The organism is Streptomyces sp. I05A-00742 (assembly GCF_013055795.1).
Taxonomy (GTDB): domain Bacteria; phylum Actinomycetota; class Actinomycetes; order Streptomycetales; family Streptomycetaceae; genus Streptomyces.
The window spans coordinates 85,143-107,586 of record NZ_JABETO010000003.1; the positions used below are offsets into that span (position 1 = coordinate 85,143).

22 protein-coding genes are annotated in these 22,444 nt (G+C 72.1%); 12 read left to right on the plus strand and 10 right to left on the minus strand.

Annotation, left to right across the window (positions count from 1 at the left end):
• Nucleotides 1-162: 162 nt before the first annotated feature.
• Nucleotides 163-468 (plus strand): hypothetical protein, encoded by a 306-nt coding sequence (locus HN013_RS03795; protein ID WP_171162936.1) that lies wholly within the window; start codon nucleotides 163-165, stop codon nucleotides 466-468.
• A 1,694-nt stretch (nucleotides 469-2,162) separates the two neighbouring features.
• Nucleotides 2,163-2,789, plus strand: a complete 627-nt coding sequence (locus HN013_RS03805) for an RICIN domain-containing protein (RefSeq protein ID WP_171162940.1) — start codon at nucleotides 2,163-2,165, stop codon at nucleotides 2,787-2,789.
• 30 nt (nucleotides 2,790-2,819) lie between these two features.
• Here HN013_RS03805 and HN013_RS03810 read toward each other — a convergent pair whose 3' ends face one another.
• Nucleotides 2,820-3,209, minus strand: coding sequence for a MerR family transcriptional regulator (locus HN013_RS03810; protein WP_171162942.1), 390 nt, complete (start codon nucleotides 3,207-3,209; stop codon nucleotides 2,820-2,822).
• 80 nt (nucleotides 3,210-3,289) lie between these two features.
• Here HN013_RS03810 and HN013_RS03815 point away from each other — a divergent pair, with 80 nt between their 5' ends.
• Nucleotides 3,290-4,480, plus strand: a complete 1,191-nt coding sequence (locus HN013_RS03815; RefSeq protein ID WP_212763930.1) for an MFS transporter — start codon at nucleotides 3,290-3,292, stop codon at nucleotides 4,478-4,480.
• Nucleotides 4,481-4,539: 59 nt separating this feature from the next.
• Nucleotides 4,540-5,418 (plus strand): NADP-dependent oxidoreductase, encoded by an 879-nt coding sequence (locus HN013_RS03820; RefSeq protein ID WP_171162943.1) that lies wholly within the window; start codon nucleotides 4,540-4,542, stop codon nucleotides 5,416-5,418.
• 76 nt (nucleotides 5,419-5,494) lie between these two features.
• Here the strand turns inward: HN013_RS03820 and HN013_RS03825 are convergent, their stop codons facing one another.
• On the minus strand, nucleotides 5,495-6,058 hold the full coding sequence (locus tag HN013_RS03825; RefSeq protein ID WP_171162945.1) for a 2'-5' RNA ligase family protein: 564 nt from the start codon (nucleotides 6,056-6,058) through the stop codon (nucleotides 5,495-5,497).
• Between the two features lie 96 nt (nucleotides 6,059-6,154).
• Nucleotides 6,155-6,904 (minus strand): hypothetical protein, encoded by a 750-nt coding sequence (locus tag HN013_RS03830; protein WP_171162947.1) that lies wholly within the window; start codon nucleotides 6,902-6,904, stop codon nucleotides 6,155-6,157.
• Nucleotides 6,905-7,115: 211 nt separating this feature from the next.
• On the opposite strand from HN013_RS03830, the gene HN013_RS03835 reads away from it, so the two are divergent.
• From HN013_RS03835 to HN013_RS03845, 3 genes are all read left to right on the plus strand, one after another.
• Nucleotides 7,116-7,580 carry a hypothetical protein gene (locus HN013_RS03835; RefSeq protein ID WP_171162949.1) on the plus strand — a complete coding sequence of 155 codons (465 nt, stop codon included), beginning with the start codon at nucleotides 7,116-7,118 and terminating at the stop codon, nucleotides 7,578-7,580.
• Nucleotides 7,581-7,658: 78 nt separating this feature from the next.
• Nucleotides 7,659-8,255: a dihydrofolate reductase family protein gene (locus HN013_RS03840; protein ID WP_171162951.1), complete on the plus strand. Its 597-nt coding sequence runs from the start codon at nucleotides 7,659-7,661 to the stop codon at nucleotides 8,253-8,255.
• 234 nt (nucleotides 8,256-8,489) lie between these two features.
• Nucleotides 8,490-9,191: an HAD family hydrolase gene (locus HN013_RS03845; RefSeq protein WP_171162953.1), complete on the plus strand. Its 702-nt coding sequence runs from the start codon at nucleotides 8,490-8,492 to the stop codon at nucleotides 9,189-9,191.
• Here HN013_RS03845 and HN013_RS03850 read toward each other — a convergent pair.
• A complete protein-coding gene (locus tag HN013_RS03850) occupies nucleotides 9,173-9,742 on the minus strand; it encodes a glycoside hydrolase family 25 protein (protein ID WP_171162955.1) in 570 nt (189 codons plus the stop codon). The genes HN013_RS03845 and HN013_RS03850 overlap by 19 nt on opposite strands.
• Before the next feature lie 156 nt (nucleotides 9,743-9,898).
• Between HN013_RS03850 and HN013_RS03855 the strand changes: the two genes are divergently transcribed.
• Both HN013_RS03855 and HN013_RS03860 read left to right on the plus strand, forming a co-directional pair.
• Nucleotides 9,899-10,405 carry a MarR family winged helix-turn-helix transcriptional regulator gene (locus tag HN013_RS03855; RefSeq protein WP_171162957.1) on the plus strand — a complete coding sequence of 169 codons (507 nt, stop codon included), beginning with the start codon at nucleotides 9,899-9,901 and terminating at the stop codon, nucleotides 10,403-10,405.
• Nucleotides 10,396-11,658 (plus strand): MFS transporter, encoded by a 1,263-nt coding sequence (locus HN013_RS03860; protein ID WP_171162959.1) that lies wholly within the window; start codon nucleotides 10,396-10,398, stop codon nucleotides 11,656-11,658. Before HN013_RS03855 ends, HN013_RS03860 begins: the two co-directional genes overlap by 10 nt.
• Here the strand turns inward: HN013_RS03860 and HN013_RS03865 are convergent.
• Nucleotides 11,540-11,905 (minus strand): WYL domain-containing protein, encoded by a 366-nt coding sequence (locus HN013_RS03865; RefSeq protein WP_171162961.1) that lies wholly within the window; start codon nucleotides 11,903-11,905, stop codon nucleotides 11,540-11,542. The two genes, HN013_RS03860 and HN013_RS03865, sit on opposite strands and share 119 nt — an antisense overlap.
• On the opposite strand from HN013_RS03865, the gene HN013_RS03870 reads away from it, so the two are divergent.
• On the plus strand, nucleotides 11,904-12,740 hold the full coding sequence (locus HN013_RS03870; protein ID WP_171162963.1) for an alpha/beta fold hydrolase: 837 nt from the start codon (nucleotides 11,904-11,906) through the stop codon (nucleotides 12,738-12,740). The two genes, HN013_RS03865 and HN013_RS03870, sit on opposite strands and share 2 nt — an antisense overlap.
• Nucleotides 12,733-13,287, plus strand: a complete 555-nt coding sequence (locus HN013_RS03875) for a TetR/AcrR family transcriptional regulator (protein WP_171162966.1) — start codon at nucleotides 12,733-12,735, stop codon at nucleotides 13,285-13,287. Before HN013_RS03870 ends, HN013_RS03875 begins: the two co-directional genes overlap by 8 nt.
• Nucleotides 13,288-13,314: 27 nt before the next feature.
• Here HN013_RS03875 and HN013_RS03880 read toward each other — a convergent pair whose 3' ends face one another.
• From HN013_RS03880 to mutA, 4 genes are read right to left on the minus strand one after another with little or no spacing between them, the layout of a single operon-like run.
• The gene (locus tag HN013_RS03880; RefSeq protein ID WP_171162968.1) at nucleotides 13,315-14,415 is read right to left on the minus strand and encodes a M20 family metallopeptidase; all 1,101 of its coding nucleotides are present in this window, start codon (nucleotides 14,413-14,415) and stop codon (nucleotides 13,315-13,317) included.
• Between the two features lie 42 nt (nucleotides 14,416-14,457).
• A complete protein-coding gene (gene meaB, locus HN013_RS03885) occupies nucleotides 14,458-15,444 on the minus strand; it encodes a methylmalonyl Co-A mutase-associated GTPase MeaB (RefSeq protein ID WP_171162970.1) in 987 nt (328 codons plus the stop codon).
• A gap of 13 nt (nucleotides 15,445-15,457) precedes the next feature.
• Entirely contained in the window at nucleotides 15,458-17,650 is a 2,193-nt protein-coding gene (scpA, locus tag HN013_RS03890; RefSeq protein WP_171162972.1) for a methylmalonyl-CoA mutase, read from the minus strand.
• Nucleotides 17,650-19,527: a methylmalonyl-CoA mutase small subunit gene (gene mutA, locus HN013_RS03895; protein ID WP_171162974.1), complete on the minus strand. Its 1,878-nt coding sequence runs from the start codon at nucleotides 19,525-19,527 to the stop codon at nucleotides 17,650-17,652. Before mutA ends, scpA begins: the two co-directional genes overlap by 1 nt.
• Before the next feature lie 309 nt (nucleotides 19,528-19,836).
• Between mutA and HN013_RS03900 the strand changes: the two genes are divergently transcribed.
• The gene (locus HN013_RS03900; protein ID WP_171162976.1) at nucleotides 19,837-20,199 is read left to right on the plus strand and encodes a peptidase inhibitor family I36 protein; all 363 of its coding nucleotides are present in this window, start codon (nucleotides 19,837-19,839) and stop codon (nucleotides 20,197-20,199) included.
• Nucleotides 20,200-20,286: 87 nt separating this feature from the next.
• On the opposite strand, the gene HN013_RS03905 is transcribed toward HN013_RS03900, so the two are convergent.
• Nucleotides 20,287-22,395 (minus strand): SpoIIE family protein phosphatase, encoded by a 2,109-nt coding sequence (locus HN013_RS03905; RefSeq protein ID WP_171162977.1) that lies wholly within the window; start codon nucleotides 22,393-22,395, stop codon nucleotides 20,287-20,289.
• Between the last annotated feature and the right edge of the window lie 49 nt (nucleotides 22,396-22,444).

Here is a 22,444-nt window from a genome sequence, read left to right on the forward strand (position 1 = left end):
CGACGCAACGCGATCACCCTGCCACCCTGGCTGCGGCAGGTCCGGCAAGTACTGTCCGGGCCCGGTCCCGATGTCCAGGTCCGCTTCGACGAATTCGACCACTGGAACCCGCGCGCGGATCACACCGAGGGCGACGACGACGGCGTCATCAACCTGTGGTACATGGACAGATTCTTGGGCTATCTACAAGATGAGGAACACAACCTGCTGAGGAATGGAGCCGAGTGCTACCCGATCCTGGGCTCCGAAACCGGCGTAAACTACCTGCTGGCCGCCAACTTGGGCACTCCTGACGATGCAAACATCTTCGACCTGTGCGACGAAGACATCATGGACGCGTGCCACGCGGGCACGTCGGGCACCGGTTATGTCTTCCCGGCATTCACGTCATACGCGAGCATGCTCTCGCATATCGTCGAGTGTCTCACGGAGGACGGTACGGTAATCCGGGCCCGCGGCCTTTCCTGATCCTGCTTGGCACCCCCGCACGGATCAGGTGACACGTGGACGTGGTCCGAGCCGGGGCACCTCGGGCGAGCGCCGATACGGAGGCATCCACGGACGTGCGCCGGCGGGCGGGCTGACCGGCCCTCGGCGGGTCCGGTGGACCGATGGCGAACGGGGGGCAGCGGCCGTTGCGGATCGTCCGGCGAGGTGAGGAATTGTCAAGAACTGTTAATCCCGGCTCGACTTCACGGCACTCGCGGCTTTAGTGCGAAAACCGATTCGCGAGGATTCCGCCGGTCCGTGACCGACGTCAACCGGGTGCCGCAGTAGTGAAGTACAGTCGTCGGCAACTCCAACGACCCAGCCAGGTAGGTCCACCGTGCCCAACCACCCGAACGCCGACTCACACGACACATCCAACGGCATTCTGTCCATAACGTACGACACTTTCGACTACGCGGCCCACCGCGTCACGGGATCGGCAGACGAGGCCATCGACTGGGTGAACCACTCATCGCTGCCGGAGGAGGAAAAAGCCGCGCTGCGCGTGTTCGTGGAACGATTTCCCGGAATCACCTTCTACCGCGACGACGAAGTGCTGCTCGACCATGTGGANCGACGCAACGCGATCACCCTGCCACCCTGGCTGCGGCAGGTCCGGCAAGTACTGTCCGGGCCCGGTCCCGATGTCCAGGTCCGCTTCGACGAATTCGACGAGTGGAACCCGCGTTCGGATCGCACCGACGGCGACGAAGACGGCATCATCAACCTCTGGTACATGGACAACTTCTTTGGCTATCTGCAAGACGAGGAACGCGAAATTCTGGGAATCGGGGCCGAGTGCTACCCGATCCTGGGCGCCGAAACCGGCGTAAATTACCTGCTGGCCGCCGACTTGGGCACCCCTGACGATGTCCAGATCTTCGACCTGTGCGACGAAGACGCCATGGACGCGTACAACGAGGGCACGTCGGGCACTGGTTCACTTTCCGAGGCATTCACGTCATACGCGAGCATGCTCTCGCACATCGTCGAGTGTCTTATGGAGGACGGTACGGTAATCCGGGCCCGCGGCCTTTCCTGACCTGCGTTCATGCAGCGTGGCCGTCCGCACCCGGCGAAGAGGTGAGCCCGATGACCGCGCTCATGACCCGCCCCGTCCGGGCACTCCGGCCCGCTGTGTCTGTCCGACCGGGCCCGGGAGTGTCCGCCTGCCGAGCGCATGTTCCTCCGGAACTCGAGGCCCGGAGGCTGATGTCCGGCAGAGGCGCGACGGCGGTCGGCCGCCGGCGCGGGATCTCCGTTTGGCGTGTTCCGGAGCGTTCGACGGGGGCCTCCGTCCCCGAGGATGGACTATCTGTACTGGCACTCCTGGAACGCCAGGTACGTCACCGGTGCCGACATCTGGCAGGGCAACCGCTACGGGTGGTCCTTCATCCGCCGGACACCTCTGCCGTCCTGAGGCGTGTCCGGTCCGAGGGCANGATGGACTATCTGTACTGGCACTCCTGGAACGCCAGGTACGTCACCGGTGCCGACATCTGGCAGGGCAACCGCTACGGGTGGTCCTTCATCCGCCGGACACCTCTGCCGTCCTGAGGCGTGTCCGGTCCGAGGGCAGGTGGCCGGTTCGGCGTATGGACGGCCACCGCCGCACCGACTAGGCATGGCCCCGACATGTTGCGCGCTCCTCGGAGATCCAGGAAGGATCGTCCATGCCCCGCAGACACGTCGTCATCGGTCTCGCGCTGACAACCGCGCTGCTCACCGGAGCAGGGCTTGCCGCGGCCACGGCCACCGCCACCACCCCTGCCACGCCCCGAACCCCTGAACCGGCGCACGGCGGCACCATCACCGTGACCCCGCCCCGCGCGAACCCCGACGGCGCCCGCACCCTCGGACAGGGAGTCCGGGCCGGGGTCGTCAGGATCACCAGCCTCTACGGGCCGACTCCCGGGCAGTGCCTCGACGCGGACGCCAACGCGGGCGGCAACGGCACCAAGGTGCAGGTGTGGAAGTGCAACCTCAGCGCCCAACAGGCGTGGATCTCCTGGGAGAACGGGGCGCTGGAGAGCTCCCGCTTCCGGGGCATGTGCCTCGACGCCGACACCAACGGCGGTGGCCACAACGGCACCAGGGTGCAGCTGTGGCAGTGCAACGGGTCCGCCCAGCAGCGGTGGTTCACGCTCTCGGGTGATCTCGCGATCTACAACAACCTGTACTACAGCGGCGGCGACACCGTCCTTGACCGGGACAACAACGTGCCCGGTGACGGCGCGCGGGCGCAGCTGTGGGGCAAGAACTACCAGTCCCAGCAGTGGTGGCGGGTTGATGCCGTGTGACGGACAATGCGGCGCCCGTGCGGCGGCCGGCTACGCGCCGCGCGCCGTCAGCGCCCGGCGGGTGACATCGGCCGGGGCCGCGGCGATGACGTCGTCGAGCGCGTCCATGGACGTCTGGAGGTCGGTGATGGCCAGAGCGATGCGGTCGCGCTCCTGGTAGAGGTCTCCGAGCAGGTCCGGGCAGGTGGGGACGAGACGGTCGCCGGTGTCCCGCAGGCACGGCAGGACCGTGGTGATCGTCGAGGTGTTCAGGCCGGCGGCCAGCAGGCTGCGGATGCGGCGGACGACGGCGACGTCCTCCTCCGCGTACTCCCGGTATCCGCTGGGGCGCCGCTGCGGATGGAGCAGGCCCTGCTCCTCGTAGTAGCGCAGCAGGTACACGGCAACGCCGGTCCGCCGGGACAGCTCTCCGATGCGCACAAGGACCTCCACAGTGGTCGCGCGGGCACGGTCCGCCCGGCTTGACTCTCATATCGATATGAGACTTTAGCGTCTGCGGCATGACCGTGAACAAGGGTTTCGCGACGCTTGCGGCGTTGTGCGCGAGCGTCTTCGTCGTGGGTACCTCGGAGTACCTGATCGCCGGGCTGCTCCCCCAGGTCGGAGCCGACCTGGACGTCTCCGTGGGAACGGCCGGCCAAGCGGTCACCGCGTACGCGCTCGGCGTGGTGGCCGGAGGGCCGGTCATGGCCCTGCTGACCGCGCGGCTGCCGCGCAAGGGGCTCGCCATCGGGCTGATGCTGCTGTTCGCCGCGGGCAGCGCGATCAGCGCCGCGGCGCCTTCGTTCGGCCTGCTCCTGGTGGGCCGCGTGGTGTCCTCGCTCAGCCATGCCGCCTTCCTGGCCCTGGCGCTGGTGACGGCGACCCGGGTGGTCCCGGCGGAACGGACGGGCTCGGCCATCGCCACCGTCGCCTCCGGCTTCACCGTGGCCACCCTCCTCGGGGTGCCCCTGGGCGCGCTGCTCGGGCAGGGTGCCGGATGGCGGGCTCCGTTCGCCGTGCTGACCGCTCTCGCCCTGGCGGGCACCGTGCTTCTGGCCGCGGTGCTGCCCCGGCGGGAGGCGCCGTCCACGCGGCTGCGGGACGAGATACGTGTGGTCACGCGCCGGCCGGTCGTGCTCGCCATCGCCACCACCGCGGTGGGCTTCTCCGGGGTCGCCACCGTGTTCACCTACATCGCCCCGCTGCTGACCCGCGTCTCCGGCTTCTCCGCCGCGGCGGTCTCCGGCCTGCTGCTCGCCTACGGCGCGGGCAGTTTCGCCGGCAACCTCACCGCCGGAAAGCTGACCGACAGGTCGGTGGGCGCGACCGTACGCGGGGTCTTCGGCGGGCTGACGGGGACGCTCCTCCTCATCCCGTTCGCCGTGGTGTGGCAGCCCACCGCCGTCGCCGCGGTCCTGGTGCTCGGCCTGCTCGCCACCGCGACCATCGCCCCGCTCCAGGGGCTGATCCTGCGCCACGCGGGCACCGCTCCGACCCTGGCCGTCTCCGTCAACGTGGGCGCCTTCAACCTCGGCGCCGCGGCCGGCTCGCTCATCGGCGGAGCCCTCGTCGCCGCCGGGGCCCTGCGCTGGACCGGCCTGGCGGGCGCGGTGCTGAGCCTGATCGGTCTGGCCCTCGCCCGTCTCGTCCTGCCCCGTACGCGGACGTCGGCGCCGGGCGCCGCGTCCGACGTCCCCACGGCTGCCTAATCCCCCGCCCCCTCGCCCGCACCCGATTCCCCATCCACTCACCCATAGAGGAGGTCGCGATGTACGCGATCCGGATCGCTCGCCACGGTGGGCCCGAAGCCCTGTCCGTCCAGGAGGTTCCCCCGCCCGTTCCGGGCGCCGACGAGGTGCTGATCCGCACCGTCGCCAGCAGCCTGAACCCGGTGGACTGGAAGACCCGCGCGTGGGAGGTCGGGCCCGAGCTGCCCGCCACCCTGGGGTGGGATCTGGCCGGCGTCGTCACCGCCTCCCACCACCCCGGCTACCGCCCCGGGGACCGGGTGATCGCGATGTCCGCGCAGATCGCCACCGGCCTCGGTACCTGGGCCGAACAGGTCGCCCTGCCCGCCCGGCTGCTGGCCACCGCCCCCACGACCGTTCCGCTGGCGGACGCCGCGGCACTGCCGCTGGCCGGAGTGACGGCGCTGCAGGCCCTGAACCGGGCGGCGGTCACCAGCGGGGACCACGTCCTGATCACCGGCGCGGCCGGTGCCGTGGGCGGCATCGCCGTCCAGCTCGCCCGCCACGCCGGGGCAACCGTCGACGCCCTGGTCTCGCGCCCCGGGCACCTCCAGGCGGCCCGGGACCTCGGCGCCGACCGCGCCTGGCACCGCACGGCCGACCTCCCCCGCCACACCTACACGGCGGTACTGGACACCGCGGGAACCGCCGCGGGCCCCGCCCTCGCCCCCGGCGGACGGTACGTCTCCATCGCCGACCACCCCCTGCCCGACATTCCCGGGGCCGCCATGAGCTACGTCCAGGAGAACCGGGACCACCTCGCCCACCTCGCCGCCCTCGTGGACGAGGGCGCGCTCCGGCTGCGCATCGCGCACCGCTACCCGTTCCACGAGGTCCGCGGCGCCCACGAGCGGTTCGAGGCAGGCGGCGTACTCGGCAAGATCCTGCTCACCTTCTGAACCGACCGTGCCGCGTGGTACCGCGCGGTGCCCCGGACCGGTGCCCAGTCGGCCTCGGCCCGGTCCGGGCGTCGGCTCAGGCGAGTTCCCTGCGTACGAGGATCCTGAAGTCGGTCACCGACAGCTCCTGCTGCAGGTTCAGGCCGGGGGCGACCTCCCCGGCCGACGGCAGGTCCATGGCCTTCACCTCGCCGACGGGGAGGTCCTCCCGTGCCAGGCCGAGAGTGACGTGCGGCCAGAACCCGTCCTCCGCGATCCCCAGCGGCTCTGTGATCCCGGCGTAGATCTCGCCGAGCTCGGGCGTGTGCTCGACGCCGAGCCGGATCTGTTCCTGCTTCTGGACAAGCTCGTCGTCGTAGCGGTACGACGGGTTCTTCCGCAGCTGCCAGCTTCCGTGCCGCACCTCACCGGTCAGCCGGACGACCGGGGCGGGCCACGTACGCCCGCTCACCAGCGCGGCCGCGTCGGCCAGCCGTGCCGCATCGGCGTCATGGACGAAGCCCAGCGTGATGTGGATGTGCTCGCGCTGCTGCGGTTCGACGCGCTCCTGGTGGCTTGTCTGCAGGTCGGCCAGGGCGTCGAGAAGTCCGGACGGGACATCGAGGCTGAAGAAGACGTTGACTGTCCGGTCTGCCGCCATGTGGCTTCCTCCAACAGGCTCTTGTGAGGCTCACCTCAGAGTCTCGGGCACTGAGCCGCTGTCGGCCACCGGACCTGTACTCGGAGAGCCACCTGCTCACCCCATGGAGCCGTCGATACCGGGAACGGGCCAGGACGAGAACACGGGCCGGACGCCCTTCGCCGCCTCCGCCATCGGCGAGCCCGACACCTTCGCGGTGCGCTCGACCGACTCGTACGCCCACCCCGCCAGGGACACGGCCAGGACCCTCACCCCGTTCCACCCTTGCGCCGCGGCCACCTCGTCCACCGTCGACAGCGCCTCCTCCGGGACGTCGTGCTCCGCGCCGTCGGTGAGCCTGGTCATCAGCTGGACGACCTGGCGCGCCGCGTACGGTTCCAGGGCGGCCAGCTGCAACCGGTCATGGACCCAGGCACGCTGCCGGGCCCGCTCGTCCTGCTCGGCCTCCTGCTCGTTCTCCTGCTCGTCGCCGTCGGCTTCGTCCGCGGAAGTCTGCTGTGCCGCATCCTGTGGGCCATGGTCTGCCATGACCGCCATGAGCTCGGTCTGGTAGAAGTCGACGAGTTCCTGCGCGGTGTGCCCGCTGACGCGGGCGAAGTCGTGGGCCATGCCGGTGAGCAGGTTCGCCAGCGACAAGGCCAGGGCGCGCAGGCCGTCCCCGCCGCGCTCGGCCTCGAACCCCATGATCGTGCCCAGGTTGAGCACCGGCACCACTCCGGGTTCCTCCAACTCCAGTCCGGCGCGCAGCAATTCGATCATCACGCTCATGGACTCCGGCTTGAGCGGCCGCAACCGCTTCTGCTCGGCCCGCACCATGCGCACCTGTTCCACACGGCCTTCGCTCATGACGACAGTTCCTCCTGCTTGTCGGACTCCGGTCGCACGCTACGGTCCGGGCGCGGGCCCGCGGGACGAGTTGCGGGTTTTGGTCTTCGCCCGCGGATCCGCGCGTCGGGGCATTCGCCGTTCTGTTCGCGGAACACGGGAAACAGCGGTCCGGATCACCGGAGCCGGAGCCGCCGTCGCCGCCCCCGCCGCGGTCGGTATCGTGGCCGTCATGCAGATACGCAGGGGCCGGCGGGCGCGATCCGACGACACGGTCGGGGTCACTCCCGTCGTCCCGGACAAGGAACAGAACTTCCGGGCGTGGCTGGCCGGCGACATCCCGGAGCACGTGCACGGCTACGACCGTCTGGTGGCCGGCCCCGGCCTGCTCGTCGCGACCCCCGATCCGGCCGGCCGCGTCGCCCGCTGGCCCGTGCCGCGCACGCTCGCCGTGGAGCGCGTCCGGCTGCCGCACCGGACGGATCCGCAGCTGCCCACCGGCTTCAAGGGGATGCCGGCCGACGCCCTCGTGGCGGACTGCCGCGACGGCGAGCAGCGGGTGACCATCGTCGTCGACCGGCAGCACATGCCGTGGGTCCTCGGCGCCCTGCTCCCGGCAGCGGAATCCGAACCGTCCGACGCGGGGGCCGCGGAGGAGGACCACGCGGCGGGGGCCCGGGATTCCTTGCCGGAGTGATCTTGATGGTGGATGATCACGCCTCCGAGGCGAGTGCCCCGACCGGGCGGGGCGCGACGAAAGAGGCGAGTAGGACCCATGCGCATCGTCATCAGTGAGTTCATGAGCCTGGACGGAGTCGTCCAGGCGCCGGGCGGACCCGACGAGGACACCGACGGCGGCTTCGCGCACGGCGGCTGGTCCCACCCGTTCTTCGACCCCGAGGTGGTGGGCGGCGCCTTCGACGATGCCACCGCGCGGGCCGAGGCGCTGCTCTTCGGACGCCGCACCTGGCGGACCATGGCGGCGGCCTGGCCCGGACGCGCCGGTGACCCGTTCGCCGACCGGATGAACGCCCTCCCCAAGTACGTCGTGTCCCGAACACTGCGCGACGCCGACCTGACCTGGGCCAACACCACGCGCATCCCCGGGGACGAGGCCGTCGCCCGGGTACGGGAGCTGCGGGAGGCCGAGGGCGGTGACCTGCTGGTCATGGGGAGCGCCACGCTCGCCCGGACCCTCCTGGGCGAAGGCCTGGCCGACGAGCTCCGGCTCATGGTCATGCCGGTGCTCCTCGGCGGCGGGAAGTCCCTCTTCCCCGACGACGGCGTCCTGCGCACGCTGGAGCTCGTCTCGACGGTCACCAGCACCACGGGAGTCAACGTCTGCACCTACCGCCCGGCCGCCGGGCGGTAGGCGGACGGCAGGCGGGGCAGCAACGGGCGGAGGCCGTCACCTGCCGTGACCGGCAGCGCCGCACCGCTCGCGGGCGGCGGCCACCGCCGCGCACCGGAGAGATCTGCGGGCCCGCGCTCTCCGGCCCGGTGCGCGAGGAACCGAACCCGAAGTACGACAACGTCCCTACGGTGCAGCGGGATTGGACAGCCAACCCGGCACCCCACCGCCCGGCCGCCTGGCAGACTGGCGCCCATGACAGTCAAGGGCGTGCTCTTCGACTTCTCCGGAACCCTCTTCCGCATCGAGTCCCCGACATCCTGGCTGCGCCACGCGTTCGACCGCTGCGGCCTGCGCCCGGGCGACGGCGAACTCCCGCGCCTCGCCGCCGCGTTGGCCACCGAAGGCGCTCAGCCCGGCGGGCCGTCGCCCCGCAGCGTGCCCCCGCGGCTCGCCGCGGTATGGGCCCGGCGCGACAGCAGCGCCGCGGACCACCGCGCCGCGTACGTCGGGGTGGCGCACGAAGTGCCGCTCCCCGCAATGGAGTTGTACGACGCGCTGTACGAGCGGCACATGGAGCCCGGCGCCTGGCAGCCGTACCCCGACGCCGTCGATGTCCTCACCGGGCTCCGGCGCCGGGGTATACCCACCGCCGTGGTGAGCAACATCGGCTGGGACCTGCGGCCGGTCTTCCGGGCGCACGGGCTGCACGGCCTCGTGGACGCGTACGTGCTCTCGTACGAGCACGGAGTGCAGAAACCGGACGCCCGGCTCTTCCTGACCGCGTGCCGCGCGATAGGGCGGGCACCCGAGGACGTTCTGATGGTCGGGGACAACCCCCACGCGGACGGGGGCGCCGCGGCCGTCGGCTGTACGGTGCGTCTCGTGGAACCGCGCCCGGTGGCCGAACGCCCGGACGGGCTGGTGCCGGTGCTGGCTCAGGCGGGGGCCGCCTGAGCCTCGCGGCGCGCCCAGGAGCGCAGCTCCGCACGGCTGGCGAAACGGCCGACGTTGCGGTCCAGGCCGCCGGAGATGGCGTACTGATGGAAGACCCAGGGGTGTCGCACCCCGGGCCGGCCCGCGGCGTGGTCGGGGTCGGCGATCCAGAGGCCGTCGCCGGCTCTGCTCGTCGTGTCGCGGTGGAACCAGAAGTCCCGGTTGCAGTAGAGGACGACGCGGTGGCCGGGTGCCTTCGCCCGGACGTGGTCGAGCCAGCGGTCCTCGTCCACGCAGGAGACACCGGTGTGCTCCCAGTCGAGCGCGAGGACATCGCCGGCCCGTAGCGCGATTTTTCCGAGGAAACGACTCCCCTGAGCGGACATCGAGCCCGGGGTGACGTAGTGGTAGTACCCGACCACCAGCCCGGCCCCCCGGGCCCGGTCGCGCTGCGCGACCCACTTGGGGTTGGTGTAGGACATGCCCTCGGTGACCTTGACGAAGGCGAAGTCCTGTCCGGCGACGGGGTAGTTCTCGCTCTGGTAGCTGCTGACGTCGACACCATGGATCATGATGGCTCCTTGCGTGACACGTACACGTCAGCCCCATTCCCGCTGGAGCGCGGTGTCGACCGTACGGGCGGCCACGAACCGATACCGATTCCGGGACCGCATGAGCAGACCACCGACTCTTACAAGCACTGTTATAAGCGCTGTTACAGTTGGCCCATGCCTGAACCCGACGAACAGCCGCTCGATCCCACACACCACAGCGCGTGGCGGCCCCTGCGCCGCCTCCAGGAGCGGATGGACGCCGACATCGCCCGGGTCTACGCGGAGCAGCAGATCAAGGGGCTCAAGCCGAGCTTCGTGCTGGAACTGCTCCGGCTCCACGCCCTCGGCCCGATGACCATCACCGAGCTCGCCGAGTCCGTCGGACGCACCCATTCGGCACTCAGCCAGAAGGTGGCCGCCATGCGCGCCGCCGGCTTCGTACGGACGACCGCGGGTGACGACTCCCGCAGCAAGAAGGTGACCCTCACACCCAAGGCCCGGCGCATCGCCCGTCGGCTGGCGGCGGAATGGCGGGCCACCGAGGCGGCGGTCGCCGAGATCGAGGCCGAGATCCCCTACCCCCTCAGCCGGGCCGTCGCCGACATCGAGGAAGCCCTGCGGCGCAGGAGCTTCCACGACCGCATCACCGACAGGCTCGCGCAGGACCCCCAGTGGGAGTGAGGCGCGCCCTGCTGGACGTCCGTCCGCTGCGGACGTCCCCGCCGTTCCGCAGGCTGTGGATCGGGCGGACCCTGTCCGGCTTCGGCGGCCAAATGACTCTCGTGGCTGTGATGTTCCAGGTGTGGCAAGAGACGCGGAGTACGGCCTGGACCGGCGCCGTGGGCCTGTCCCAGGCCGTTCCTGTGATCCTGCTGGGCCTCTTCGCCGGCTCCCTGGCCGACCGTGTGGACCGGCGGAAGCTCTACCTGTGCGCCACCTCCGGCCAATTCGTGTGCTCGCTGCTCCTGGCCGTGCAGGCCTTCGTCGGGCACGCCCCGATCGCGGTGGTCCTGGTGATCGTCGCCCTGGAGTCCTGCTTCGTCGCGGGCGGCGGCCCTGCGGCACGTACGTTCGTCCCGCGCCTCCTGCCCCCCGACCAGCTCGCCGCCGGGCTCGCCCTCAACCGGGTGTCCTTCCAGGGCGCCATGCTCGTGGGACCCGCGCTCGGCGGGCTGGCCCTGGGCACGACGGGCGTCGCCGGGTGCTACCTCGTCGACGCGCTCACCTTCCTCGCCGCGCTCTGCGGTGCCTTCGGCCTGCCGCCCATGCTCCCCGGGGACGCGCCCGCACGGCCGGGGGCGCGGGGGGTGCTGGACGGTCTGGCCTTTCTGGCCCGCACCCCGGTGGTCCGCGGCGCGCTCCTGGTGGATCTGGCCGCGACCGTCCTGTCGATGCCACTGAGCCTGTTCCCCCTGATCAACGCCGAGCGGTTCGGCGACGACCCCCGTACGCTGGGGCTGTTCATGACGGCCTTGGCCGCCGGAGGCGTCACGGCGTCCCTCTTCTCGGGAACGTTCACCGGACTCCCGAGGCCGGGCCTCACCATGCTCGCCGGATCGGCCACCTGGGGAGCGGCGCTCGCCCTGTTCGGCCTGTCGGCCGAGCCATGGCTCGGGCTGCTCTTCCTGACGGTCGCCGGCGCGGCCGACACCGTGTCCGTGGTGACGCGGAGCACCATCGTCCAATCGCACACGCCGAACGAACTGCTGGGCCGCGCCGGTTCGGTGGAACAGGTCATCGGCCAGGCCGGGCCCGACGTCGGCAATATGCGGGGCGGCCTCGTCGCCGATGCCACGTCAGGGGTGACGTCCCTGGTCAGTGGTGGTCTGCTGTGCGTCGCCGCCGTCGCGGCCGTCGCCACGACCACACCGGGGCTGTGGAGGTCTCCCCGGCCGACGGCCGGCTCGTGCTCGGCGAAGGCGGCCGGGGCATGAGGCGGTCGACGCGGAAGGCGGGCCGGGCGTCGCGGCCGCGGTCCCAGGCGATCAGGTACGAGTGGCGGCTGAAGCAGACCACGCCGTGCGGCTCGGCCTCGCGGCGGGACGCGCCGCCCCGGGAGCAAGGTGCGGTCCGGACGCGGCCGGAGCGGCAGGAAGGGCACGCCCGACGGCCTTGACGAACTCTGGCTAATGACATTAGCTTTTCGGCTATAAATATTAGCTGCTGCTTCGGAGACGCCATGCCCGAGTACCTGACCGTCCCCGGCGGACGGATCGCCTACGAGACCGCCGGCGAGGGCCCGCTGATCGTCCTCGCCCACGGCATGGGCGACAACAGGGACGCGTACCGCGGCCTGGCGGACCGGCTCGTGGCGGCCGGTTTCCGGGTCGTCCGTACGGATCTGCGGGGGCACGGCGGGTCGGACACCGGCTGGACGTCCTGGTCCCGTACCGACGTGGCGGGCGATCTGCTGGCCCTGGTGCGGCACTTGGGCGGGCCGGCCGTCGTCGTGGGGCACTCGTTCGCGGGAGGGGCCGCCGTGATCGCGGCGGCGGAGGAGCCCGGGCTCGTCAACGCCGTCGTCGGGATCTGCCCGTTCACCCGGGCGCAGAAGATCGACGCGGGCGCCCTGTTCTCCAACTCCCGCTACCGCAAGGGCCTGGCGCTGCTCCTGGGCGCCGGGCTCCTGCGCAGCGTCGGGCTGTGGAAGCGCTACCTCCACCACGCGTACCCCGGCGCGAGGCCCGCCGGGTTCGCCGCCCACGTCGCCGCCGTGGAGGCCGACCTGCGCAGGCCGGGCCGGATGGCCGTCGTCGGGAGGATGGGTATGTCGGCGCCGACCGACGCGGGCGCGCGGCTCGCCGCCGTCCGGTGCCGGGTGCTGATCGTGCAGGGCACGCTCGACCCGGACTGGGCCGACCCCCGGGCCGAGGGCGAGGGCATCGTGGCGGAACTGCCCGACGGGATCGGGCGGTTGGAGATGGTCGAGGGCGCGGGTCACTACCCGCACGTCCAGTACCCCGAGCGCGTCGCCGGGGCCGTGCTGGCCTTCCTCGGGGAGGCCGCCCGTGCCTAGGGCCGCGCTGTCCCCGGACGCCGTCGTCGACATCGCGCTGCGGCTCGTCGACGAGGACTCCCCCACCGCCCTCACTCTGTCCGCCGTGGCCGGCCGGGCCGGGGTCGCCACCCCGTCGCTCTACAAGCACGTGCGCAACCTCGCCGAGCTCCGCGACCTGATGTCCGCCCGGATCATGAACGACATCGCCGACCGCGTCGGCCGGGCCGTCCTCGGCCGCTCCGCGGACGAGGCGATCCGCGCCCTCATGCTCGCCTGGCGCGCCTACGCCCAGGACCACCCCCACCGCTACGCCGTGCTCGTCCACCGCCCCGCCCCCCGGACGGCTGCCGCCGGACAGCGGCTCCTCGACATCGTGTCCGCCACGCTCCGCGCCTACGGCATGGAGGACTCCGCGGCCGTCCACGCGACCCGCTGCCTCCGCGCGGCCCTCCACGGCTTCGCCGTGCTGGAGGCGGAGGGGGCCTTCGGGCTTCCGGAGAAGCTGGAGGAGAGCTACGAGCTGCTGATCCACATGGTCATCGCCGGTCTGCGGAGCCCTCGTTGAGCACTCTCGCCTCGTTGAGCGCTCCGCCTACGCCTCCCGGATCGCGTTCACCAGTCCGGTGACCAGCCGCGCCCGCTCCTCCATGGCGTCGATCAGCACGTACTCGTGGTCGGCGTGGGCCCCTCCCCCGACCGCCCCGAGGCCGTCCAGGGTCGGGACGCCCAGTGCGGCGGTGAAGTTGCCGTCGCTGCCGCCGCCGACCTCCGTGCCGTCGAGGCCGGGGAGCAACTGCCGGGCCAGGGCGAAGAGCTCGGCCGATGCCGACTCGGGCATCGGCGGACGGCCGACAGCCCCCTGGACCGTGATCAGCGCACCCTCGACGTGGGGGGTGAGGGCGGCGAAGGCGGATTCGACGCGTTCCTTCTCGTCGGCCGTCCCGACGCGGACGTCGACGACGACGGTCGCCTCCGCGGGGACGACGTTGTCGAGGGTTCCGGCGGAGGCGACGGTCGGGGTGACGGTGGTGCCGGACTCGGGGCGGTCGAGTGCGGCGATGTGCAGGACTTGGTGGGCGGCTTCGACGAGGGCGTTGACGCCGGCCGCCGGTTCGAGGCCGGCGTGCGAGGCCCGGCCGGTGATGGAGACCCGGAAGGTGCCGCAGCCCTTGCGGCCGGTCTTCAGGGCTCCGCCCTCGGCGGCGCCTTCGAGGACGAGGACGGCGCCGCAGGCGAGGGCGCGTTCCTCGATGAGGGCGCGGGAGGAGCGGGAGCCGACCTCTTCGTCGGCGGTCACCAGGATCTCGACGCCCGACAGGTCGTCGAGTGCCGCCAGGCCGTGGACGGCCTGGACCAGGCCGCCCAGCATGTCGAAGACTCCGGGGCCGGTGGCGTGCCCGCCCTCGACAGTGAACGGACGGCGGGCGAGGGTGCCGAGCGGGAACACCGTGTCGTGGTGGCCGAGGATCAGCACGCGGGGAGTGCCGCCGCCCGACCAGTGGACGTGCGGCCCGGCGTCGCTGTCGACGAGGACGGCCCGGCCGCCGAGGCGGCTCCCGATCACGGCGGCGACGGTCCTGGCCGATGCCGTCAGGGCGTCGACGTCGCGCGAGGGGGACTCGACGTCGACCAGCGTTCTGAGGTCGTCGAGCATCGCGTCGACGTTCACGGGGGCGGCCTTGCGCATCGTCATTCCGCCAGGGTAATCGGCACTCCCCCGCGGCCGGGCCCGCGCTCACCGCCCCCGGAACGTCCCCAGGATCCGCTCCGCCGCCAGCGTCGCCGTCAATGTGCCGTCGCGCAGGGCCCGTTCGACGTTCGGGGTCACCGCACGGACTCCCTCGTGGGCCCGCAGTTCGCCCAGGAGCTGGTCGCGGACCATGGACCAGGCCCACTCGACCTGCTGGTCGCTGCGCCGCCGGGCGAGTTCGCCGGTGGCGTCGAGGACCTTGCGGTGCTGCTCCAGCCGCTCCCAGAGGACGTCCAGGCCGGTGTTCTCGCGGGCGCTGCACGTCAGTACCGGCGGGTTCCAGGCGGCGTCCGGGGACCGGAGGAGGCGGAGGGCGCCGGCGAGTTCGCGGGCGGCGGACTTGGCGTCGCGTTCGTGGGGGCCGTCGGCCTTGTTGACGGCGACGAGGTCGGCGAGTTCGAGGACGCCCTTCTTGATGCCCTGGAGCTGGTCGCCGGTGCGGGCGAGGGTGAGCATCAGGAAGGTGTCGACCATGCCGGCGACGGCGGTCTCGGACTGGCCGACGCCGACGGTCTCCACGAGCACCACGTCGTAACCTGCGGCCTCCATCACCACGATGGTCTCGCGGGTCGCCCTGGCGACGCCGCCGAGCGTGCCGGCCGTGGGCGAGGGCCGGACGAAGGCGGCGGGATCGACGGCCAGGCGTTCCATGCGCGTCTTGTCGCCGAGGATGCTGCCGCCCGTGCGGGTGGAGGACGGGTCGACGGCGAGCACGGCGACCCGGTGGCCGAGGCCGGTGAGCATGGTGCCGAGGGCGTCGATGAAGGTGGACTTGCCGACGCCGGGGACGCCCGTGACGCCGATCCGCCGGCCTGCGCCCGCGTGCGGCAGCAGCTGGACCAGCATCCGCTGGGCGAGGTCCCGGTGGTCGGCGCGGGTGGACTCGACGAGGGTGATGGCGCGGGCGACCGCGGCCCGCTTCCCGTCGAGCACGCCCTTGACGACGGCGTCCAGGTCGATCGCGCGCGCCATCAGCGGACCCGGCTCACAGCTCGTGGCCGAGGACCCCGGCGAGGGTCTTCAGCAGGTCGCGGGCGGCGTCGGGGATCACCGTGCCGGGCGGGAAGACGGCGGTGGCGCCCATCTCCAGCAGCGTCGGGACGTCCTGGGGCGGGATCACTCCGCCGACGACGATCATGATGTCCTCCCGTCCCTCCTCGGCCAGTTGCTCGCGCAGCGCGGGCACGAGCGTGAGGTGGCCGGCGGCCAGCGAGGAGACGCCGACGACGTGCACGTCGGCCTCCACCGCCTGCCGGGCGACCTCGGCGGGGGTCTGGAAGAGCGGGCCGACGTCCACGTCGAAGCCCAGGTCGGCGAAGGCGGTCGCGATCACCTTCTGGCCGCGGTCGTGCCCGTCCTGGCCCATCTTGGCGACCAGGATGCGGGGGCGACGGCCCTCCTCCCGCTCGAACGCCTCGACCAGCGCGCGGGTGCGCTCCACGCCGGACGACGATCCGGCCTCCTGCCTGTACACACCGGAAATGGTACGGATGCGGCCGGCGTGCCGTCCGTACACCTTCTCCAGGGCGTCCGAGATCTCCCCGACGGTGGCCTTGGCTCGGGCGGCGTTCACCGCCAGCTCCAGCAGGTTGCCGTCGCCGCCGGCGGCCCGGGTGAGCGCGTCCAGCGCGTCCTGGCAGGCGGTCTCGTCGCGTTCGGCGCGCAGCCGTCGCAGCTTCTCGATCTGCTGGGTGCGGACGGAGGAGTTGTCGACCTTGAGGACCTCGATCTGCTCGTCGCTGTCCACCCGGTACTTGTTGACGCCGATGACCGGCTGCCGGCCCGAGTCGATACGGGCCTGCGTGCGGGCCGCGGCCTCCTCGACGCGGAGCTTGGGGATGCCCGCGTCGATGGCCTTGGCCATGCCGCCGGCCGCCTCGACCTCCTCGATGTGCCGCCAGGCGCGCCGGGCGAGGTCGTGGGTGAGCCGCTCGACGTACGCGCTGCCGCCCCACGGGTCGATCACCCGGCAGGTGCCCGACTCCTGCTGGAGCAGCAGCTGGGTGTTGCGGGCGATGCGGGCGGAGAAGTCCGTCGGCAGGGCGAGGGCCTCGTCGAGGGCGTTGGTGTGCAGCGACTGGGTGTGGCCCTGGGTGGCGGCCATGGCCTCGACGCAGGTGCGCGTGACGTTGTTGAAGACGTCCTGCGCGGTCAGCGACCAGCCGGAGGTCTGCGAATGGGTGCGCAGCGACAGCGACTTGGGGCTCTTCGGGTCGAACTGCTTGACCAGCCGGGCCCACAGCAGGCGGGCCGCCCGCATCTTGGCGATCTCCATGAAGAAGTTCATGCCGATCGCCCAGAAGAACGAGAGCCGGGGCGCGAACGCGTCGACGTCCAGCCCCGCACCGAGCCCGGCCCGCAGGTATTCGACGCCGTCGGCGAGGGTGTAGGCGAGCTCCAGGTCGGCGGTGGCGCCGGCCTCCTGGATGTGGTAGCCGGAGATGGAGATGGAGTTGTAGCGCGGCATCCGCTGCGACGTGTACGCGAAGATGTCGGAGATGATCCGCATCGAGGGCGTCGGCGGATAGATGTAGGTGTTGCGGACCATGAACTCCTTGAGGATGTCGTTCTGGATGGTCCCGGCCAGCTTCTCGGGCGGTACGCCCTGTTCCTCGGCGGCGACGATGTAGAGCGCGAGGACGGGCAGCACGGCGCCGTTCATCGTCATCGACACGCTCATCCGGTCCAGCGGGATGCCGTCGAAGAGCTGCCGCATGTCGTAGATCGAGTCGATGGCGACGCCCGCCATGCCGACGTCGCCGGTGACGCGCGGGTGGTCGCTGTCGTAGCCGCGGTGGGTGGGCAGGTCGAAGGCGACGGAGAGGCCCTTCTGGCCGGCCGCGAGGTTGCGGCGGTAGAAGGCGTTGGACTCCTCGGCGGTGGAGAAGCCGGCGTACTGCCGGATGGTCCACGGCTGGTTGACGTACATCGTCGGGTAGGGGCCGCGCAGATAGGGCGCGATGCCGGGGTACGTCCCGAGGAAGTCCAGGCCGTGCAGGTCCTCGGCGGTGTACAGGGGTTTGACGCCGATCCCTTCCGGGGTCTCCCACAGCAGGTCGTCGGCGCTCCGGCCGGTGTTCTCCTTCAGGGCCGCCCGCCACTGCCCGGCGTCGGCGGAGAGCGGCGTCCGCGGGTCCGCCGGTCCCAGGTCGATGTCGGAGAAGTCGGGGATGCGCATCACGCCACTCCCAGCTGGTCGAGGACGGAGGAGAGGAGGGCGACCGCGTCGTCGCCCGCGGCCACGAAGGCGTCGACCCCCGCCCGCCGCCAGTCGTCCCGCCGGTCCCCCGGGCGGCCCGCGAGGAACACCCGCCGCGCACCGGCGGACTTGAGGGCGGCGGCGACGGCCCCGGCCTGCTCGGCGTAGACCGCGTCGCTGGAGCAGAGGCAGGCGACGGCCGCGCCGCTGCGGCGGAACGCCTCGGCGGCATCGGACGCGTCGACGGTGACCGGGTCGTGGACGGGTTCGATGCCGCCCGCCCGGAAGAGGTTGGCCGCGAACCCGGCCCGCGCGGTGTGGGCGGCGGCGGGGCCGAGGGCGGCGAGGAAGACGCGGGGGCGGGTGCCGGTGGTGGCCGCGTGGGCGTCGGAGCGGGCGCGCAGCGCCTCGAACGCCTCGTCGCGGCGGACGCGCGGGAGGCCGCCGGCGGGCGGGACGGGCGCGGGGTCCCGTTCCACGGGCTGCTCGGCGAGGTTCGGGAACTCGCTGACGCCGGTGATGGGTTCGCGCCGGGTGGCGAGGCGCCGGGACCGGGTCTCCCAGGTGACGGCGAGGCGTTCGGCGATCAGGCCGGAGCGCAGCGCGGCCTCCTGGCCGCCAGCCCGTTCGATCTCCTGGAACCAGGCCCAGGCCGCGTGGGCGAGCTCGTCGGTGAGCCGCTCGACGTACCAGGAGCCGCCCGCCGGGTCGATGACCCGGGCGAGGTGCGACTCCTCCAGCAGGATCGACGAGGTGTTGCGGGCGATCCGGCGGGCGAAGCCGTCCGGCAGGCCGATGGCGCTGTCGAACGGCAGGACGGTGACGGCGTCCGCGCCGCCGACGCCCGCGCCGAGGCAGGCGACGGTGGTGCGCAGCATGTTCACCCAGGGGTCGCGACGGGTCATCATCACCGGTGAGGTGACGGCGTGCTGGCGCTGGGCCCGGGCGGCCGGGGACGCGCCGCTGACCTCGGTGACGCGGGCCCACAGGCGGCGGGCGGCGCGCAGGGTGGCGATGGTGAGGAACTGGTCGGCGGTGGCCGCCAGGCGGAACTCCAGCTGGCCGCAGGCCGCGTCGATGTCCAGTCCCGCGGCGGTGAGGGCGCGGAGGTAGGCGACGCCGGTGGCGAGGGAGCAGCCGAGTTCCTGGGCGGCGGACGCGCCCGCCTCGTGGTGAGGCAGGGCGTCGACGACGAGGGCGCGCAGGCCGGGGAAGTCACGGGCGCAGCGGACCGCCAGGTCGGTGCCGGGGTCGGCGGGGGCGGTGCCGGTGCGGGCCAGGGTGCCCAGGGGGTCGGCGCCGAGGTTGCCGGGCGACAGGGGTGCCGTGCCGGGCCGGACGCCGCGCTCCTCGTACACGCGCAGCAGGGCCCGGCCGGCGGCCTCGGACTCGGGTCCCGCGTGGAGGACGACGGGGGCGAGGTCGAGGTAGACGCCGTCCAGGGCGGTGCCGAGTCCGTCGGCCGGGATGCCGGAGGGGCCGACGGTGAGCCAGAGGGAGGTGACGCCGTTCTCCAGGTCGGCCAGGACGGCCTCGTTGGCGCGGCGGGGGTCGGGGTCGGCGTACGCCTGGCGTACGTCCCAGCCGGTGACCGCGGTTCCCTCGGGCCGGCCGCCGCGGACGAACGGCGGGAAGCCGGGCAGGCCGGGATCCGTTGTGGTGTCGTCGGACGTGTAGAGGGGGCGGGTGCGCAGCCCGTCCTGGAGGGCGGTGGCGAGCGCGTCCTCCGCCGCCGTCCCGGCGGCTTCCGTACCCGTCTTGCGCAGTACGCCCTCGACGAGGCGCTGCCACTGCTCGCGGGTCGCGTCCGGGAATTCGGCGGCCAGGGAGAAGCCTTCTTCGGGCAGGACCGTCATGGGGGGAAGGCTAGGGGGTCGGGCGCGCCCGGCAGCAGAGGATGCGGCTGTGACCTTGGCCTCTTCGCGGCATATGGGTGCCGGGCGGCCTCCGGTCGTACGCGGGCGCGTGGGGACGGAAGCGGAGGGGCGGTAACCAGCGGGTTCCGTGGGCAGGATGGGGCCGGAGTGACCAGTGATCACTCCATACGGTTCAATGAGTGTGGACATGTCAGTCGGGGGACGGCTTGTTCCGCTTGTGTCGTGCCTGTTCGTGAAAGCGACGTCAAGGCGTCAGCCGTCGCCCCTTTCCGAACAAGGAGAAGCACCATGCGTCGCAGTGTTCTCAAGGCCCGGATAACCCGCTCCGCGGGCGTCGCCCTCGCGGCCGGCGTCATCGGCATGGGCGTCATGACGACCCCCGCCCAGGCCGCGGCCGGCAGTTGTTACCGGGACTCCATCTGCGTCTGGTCGAAGGAGAACTTCAAGGGCCGGTACGGCCGCGTCGAGGCGCAGGCCCGCCACTGCACCAGCAGCCGCTCGGTGGGCGCCCGTTCGATCAACAACAACACCCGGTTCATGCTGAACATGTACTCCAAGACCAACTGCAAGGGCCGGGTCTTCTCGCTCAACTGGGGCACGAAGATGAAGGACGGCTTCCCCTTCCCCGTCAAGAGCTTCAAGACCATGTGACGACGTGACACCCCTTCATGGGCTGCCGGCCCCCACGCGGTAGCCCCGTCACGGACCCCCGCGGTCCCGTCCGGCGCGGCCCTCCCGTCACCGGGGGCCGCGCCGCGGCGCCCCCGGCTGCGGCGGGGACTCGGGCGCCGGGCCGAGGCCGAACTCGCACCAGACGGATTTGCCGCTGCCCCGGGACTCCACCCCCCAGGCGTCCGCCAGCCGGTCCACCAGTAGCAGCCCCCGGCCGGAGACGCCCGACTCGCCCGGTTCGCGCCGGCGCGGCAGGGCGCTGGACTTGTCCTCGACCTCCACACGCAGCCGGCGCTCCCGCGCGGGAACCATCCGGATGGTCACCACGGCCGCGCCGTCGGTGTGGAGCAGCGCGTTGGTCGCCAGCTCGTCGGCCACCAGCTCGATGTCGTCGGCCCGTTCGCGCACGCCCCAGGCCCGGACCGCGGTACGGATCATATGGCGGGCGGCGGACAGCGCCTCGGGGTCCGAGGGGGCGATGTGCTGCTGGAGGCGTCCGCCCGGGCGGGACGGGGCGCCCTGCCGGCGCAGCAGGAGGATGGCCATGTCGTCCTCGCCCACACGTCCCTCGACCACGTCGCACAGCCGGTCCGCGAGGTCGTGCAGATCGTCGGGCCCCTCCTCGACCAGCCCGCAGAGCAGCCGGATGCCCTCGTCGAGGTCCGAACCGGGCTGTTCCACCAGGCCGTCGGTGAACATCATCAGCGTCTCGCCCGGTTCGAGCTGCACCGTGGTCACCGGGTGGTCGAGCCGCCCGAACTCCGCGGAGAGGCCCAGCGGCAGCCCGCCGGCGACGGGCAGCCGGCGGCAGGTGCCGTCCGCGTGCCGGAGCAGCGGGTCGATGTGCCCGGCGCGGACCATGTGCACCGCCCCGGTGGTCAGGTCGGCCTCGGCGTAGGAGCAGGTGGCGAAGCGGTCGGTGTCCAGTTCGTGGAGGAACGCCGAGGCCCGGGCCATGACGGTGGCCGGGGAATGCCCCTCGGCCGCGTAGGCGCGCAGGACGATGCGCAGTTGGCCCATGACGGCCGAGGCGTGGGTGTCGTGCCCCTGGACGTCGCCGATGACCGCCCCGACCCGGCCGCCGGGCAGCGGGATCACGTCGTACCAGTCGCCGCCGATGTCCCGGCCCATACGGGCGGACCGGTAGCGGACGGCGATCTGGGCGCCGGGCACGTCGGGAATGCGCCGGGGCAGCATGGCCTGCTGCAGTCCCTCGGCCAGGTCGTGCTCCTGGTCGAAGAGCATGGCGCGGGCGATGCTCTGGGCGAGGCTGCTGCTCAGCGCGATGAAGAGGTTGCGCTCCTGCTGGGTGAAGCCGCGCGCGTCCCGGTAGAGGAGGCCGAGCGCGCCGATGGGCTTGGCCTGGGCGATCAGCGGCAGATAGGCGGCCGAGGCGATGCCGATGCCCTTGATGCGCTCCCACAGCCAGGGGTAGCAGCGGGCCCACTCCTCGCGGGACTCGATGAAGCGGGGGGTCAGCGTGCGGATGACCTCGCTCATCGGGAAGTTGTCGTCGATCCGGGTGTAGCGGGTGCCCGGGATGAAGTGCTCGGACGGGCCCTCGGCGACCAGGTGGACCCGGCCGGAGTCGATCAGGCCGAGGACCAGGAGGTCGGAGCCGAGGTGCTCCACGGCCCGGGCGTCCTTGAAGAAGTCGATGACGTCCTGGACGGTCCTGGCGTGGGCGAGGGCCGCGGTGATGGTCTCCACGACGGTGGTCTGGTGGCGGCGGTCGCCGTTCGGCTCGCCCGGCCGTTCGGCCTGCCGGAGCTCCCGGGTGGCGTCCCGGAGGATGCCGATGATCCGGCGGGGCCGGCCGTCGGCGTCCCGTTCGATGTGCCCCTGGGCGTACGTCCAGCGCAGCCCCTCGGGGCACCGCACCCGGTGGTACGCGCCGTAGCCCTCGCTGCCGTCCTTCAGGGCCCGCGCCACCAGCGCGTCGAGCCGGGCGGCGTCGGACCGGGGCACCCGGCCCGCGAGGTCGCTGATCTTCCCGTGGAAGTCGTCCGGCGGCATGCCGAAGAGCTCCAGGGCGATCGGGTCGAGGTGGAGCCGCCCGCTGACGAGATCCCAGTCGAAGGTGCCGACGCGGTTGAGGGCGAGGCTCAGCTCCGGGCGGGCGGGCCAGTCGTCCGGCAGCGCTCCGGAGGCAGGCGTCGCTCCCCGATCAACCATAGATTCACTCTGCCACCTTTTGCCCGTTTCTTCGATGTGACTGCACGGT